Genomic DNA, 3040 nt, shown 5'->3' on the forward strand with positions numbered 1-3040 from the left:
GCCGCCGAGCCGCGCATCACGCGCTGGTCGCGGGCCTCCGCGACATCGAGGCTGGCGCCATGGCGCGCGGCGATCTCGCCGAGCGTCGTAAGCGCCTTGATCTGCTCGGCCACGACGCGGCGGAGCTCGGCTGCGTTCTCCTCCGCCTCCTTCGGCATCTCCAGCACGCCGCGGCGCAGCTGTTCGCGCGTCGCGTCGAGCTCGCCCTGGATCGACGCGGTCATGGTCCGCATCTCGCGGGTGACCTCGCCGAACTTGGCGCTCGCTTCGCCCAGCATGCGCTGGATGTCGCGCGCGGCCTCCTCGCTCGCCGCCTTGAGGGCCGCGGCGGTCTTCTGCCGCTCGCCCTCGCTCGTCTGGCGGACCTTGTCGAACTCGCCGGCGATCGACTGGGTCGTGGCGCCGACCTGCGCGGCCAGCCCCTCGGCGACGCGCCGGGCGCGCTGTTCGGACTTCGACAGCGCCCCGTCGATCGAGGCGGTGAAGCCCTCGAGCGCAGCACCAAGCTCCTTGGCCTTGCCGCCAAGCTCTTCCGCCAGCACGTCGAGGGCGGTGCGCCGCTCCTCGAGCGAGCCGGCGAGGCGGCTCTGCGTGCCGTCCAGGGTCTCGGTGATCTTGCTGATCGCCTGGGTCTGGTGCTCGAGCTGGCGGGCGACCTCACTGACCCGGTCGAGCACGCTGGTCGACACGTCGCGCAGCGACGCCACCTGGCCGCCGACGCGTTCGCCGGTGCGCGTCGTCGTCTCGGCGATGTCGGCCATGATCTCCTCGAAGGCCGTCACGCGGCCCGAGAGGTCGGTCTCGACCGCGCCGAGCTTCTTGGAGGCGACATCAAGCAGTCCCTGCAGCGAGCCATTGGCGTCGGAGAGCTTGCCCAGAGCGTCGGCGAGCTCCGCGGTGAGCGCGGTCTGCGTCTCCGTGAGCTCGGCCACCGCGCGCTTGCTCTCCCGCGAGATCGTGCGGGCGAGGGCCGAGGTCGCTTCGGTGACAGCCTCCTGCAGCTTCTGGCTGGACCCGTCGAGCTGCTCCACGGCCTTTGCGGTTTCCGCGCCTAGCGTCTCGCCCAGGCGCTGCGAGGTGAGCCGCAGCCGGTCGGCGACCTGGCTCAGATTCGCGACCGCGGACGCGCCGCGGGTCTCGAAGGTCGTGACCAGCTCGCCGTTCAGCCCCTCGATCGTCTCGCGCAACGCGTCGCCGCGCGCGCCGAGCAGTTCGACCAACGCGGTGGAGCGCTGGTCGAACGCGTTCGCAACCGTCTCACCGACGCTTGCGAGTTCGCGGGTGACCTCGCCCCCCTGACGGCTGAGCCGATCGAGCAGGCCGGAGCCGTTCTGGTCGAGCGCGGCCGAGAACTCGGCGATGCGGGAGCTGAGCGCCTCCGCGGTCTCGCCGGCGAGCCGGGCGAGTTCGGCTTCGACGCGGCCGGAGACCTCGCCGAGCGCCTGCGAGACGCCCTCGATCTTGCCGCTGATCCGCTCGGCGACCCCTGCGCTGCGCTCGTCAAGCGCCGCGCTGACGGAGTCGAGACGGCCCAGAACCGTCATCTCGAAGCGGGCGATGCGGGTGTCGAGCGTGTCGCCGACCTCGATCGCCTTGGCGCCGAGGGCGCGGTTGACCGCCTCCGCCTTGCCGTCGAACGAGGCGACGAGATCGTCGGTGCGCGCCGACAGCGTCGCGGCGAATTCCGACGCCCGCTGCGCGAGCGCTGCCGCGACCGTAGTGGAGCCTTCGCCCAGCGTGCGGGCGAGTTCGAGCGTCCGCTGCGCGAGCGTCTCGTTGAGCGTCCGCGTCCGGGAGCTGAGCCCGTCGTCGATGCGGGTGATCCGGCTCTCGAGCGACAGAGCGAGGTCGCCGAGGCGGGTCGCCATCTGGTCGTCGAACGAGTTGAACCGGTTCGCCAGCAGCGCGTCGAGGTCGGCGGCGCGGCTCGCGAAGGAGTCGGCCCGTTCCGCCAGCGTCCGCTCGAGCTCGGACGCCTTTGCGTCGAAGCCTGCGACGTGCACCGCCACCGAGCGGGTCAGCTTGACCGCGCGGTCGTCGAAGCTCTCGAAGCTCTGCGCCACCGCGGAGCCGATCGCGCTGGCGCGCTCGCTGAGCGTGGCGATCCGCTCGTCGAGCGTGCCGTCCAGCGCCCCGATGCGCTCCGAGAAGGTCGAGAGCCGTTCGCCGAGCGCCCCGTCGAGCGTCGAGACGCGCGCGTCGAAGGCGCCCAGCCGCTCGCCGATGATGCGGTCGAGCGTGGCGATCTTGCCGTCGATCTTGCCGATCTGCGCGCCGACGGTCTCGTCGATCGCGCTGACCTTGGTGTCGATGGCGGCGACGCGACCGGCCATGGCGCCGTCGAGCCTTGCGATCTGGTCGTCGAGCAGGGTGACGCGATCGTCGAACGAGCCGATCTGGCCGGCGATCTGCCGCCCGACCTGCTCGATCCGCTGGTCGAGGTTCGCGACATGCTGGCGCGAGGCGTCGTCGAACGCCACGATCCGCTCGTCGAAGCCGCCAAGCCGCGCCTCCAGCGCCTGGGCGACGCGTCCGGTCTCGTCGCCGAGCCGGCGAGCGGCCTCCGCGACGCGGTCGGAGACGACGTCCCCGAAGCGATCGCCCTGTTCGGCCAGCTTGCGCTCCGCCTCGCCGACGCGTTCGGCCAGGAGTTCGGCGAAGCGGCCGCTCTCTTCGCCGAGGCGTTCCACGAGACCCGGAGCGCGCTTGTCGAGCGCCTCTTCAAGACCGGTCAGATAGCCGGCCAGCGACTGGGTGAGGGCGCCGCCGCGCGCGGCGATCGCGTCGTTGAACGCTTCCGCCGCCATGGTCAGCGCCTCGCCGACCTTCTCGCCGCGCCGGGCGACGGTCGAGTCGATCTCGCCGACGACGCGATCGAGCTGTTCGCGGATCGCGGACACGCGGGCGTCCATCAGGCCGCCGAAGTCCGCGACCGAGTCCTGCAGCGTGGAGCGAGCCGCCGCTGCGCCGTCCTCGAGGCGCTGCGCCACGTGCAGAGCGGCGTCGCCGAGCATGCGCTCGGCGTTGCTGATTTCGCCCG

Annotated in this window: 1 protein-coding gene; it reads right to left on the reverse strand. The window is 72.1% G+C overall.

The window, feature by feature from the left end; translation table 11 throughout:
• Positions 1–3040, reverse strand: a 3040-nt coding sequence (locus ACIKT0_RS16010) for an apolipoprotein A-IV repeat region-like domain-containing protein (RefSeq protein ID WP_407106350.1), incomplete at both ends; no start/stop codon positions are given.

It is taken from the genome of Hansschlegelia beijingensis (genome assembly GCF_045505405.1).
GTDB lineage: Bacteria > Pseudomonadota > Alphaproteobacteria > Rhizobiales > Methylopilaceae > Methylopila > Methylopila beijingensis_A.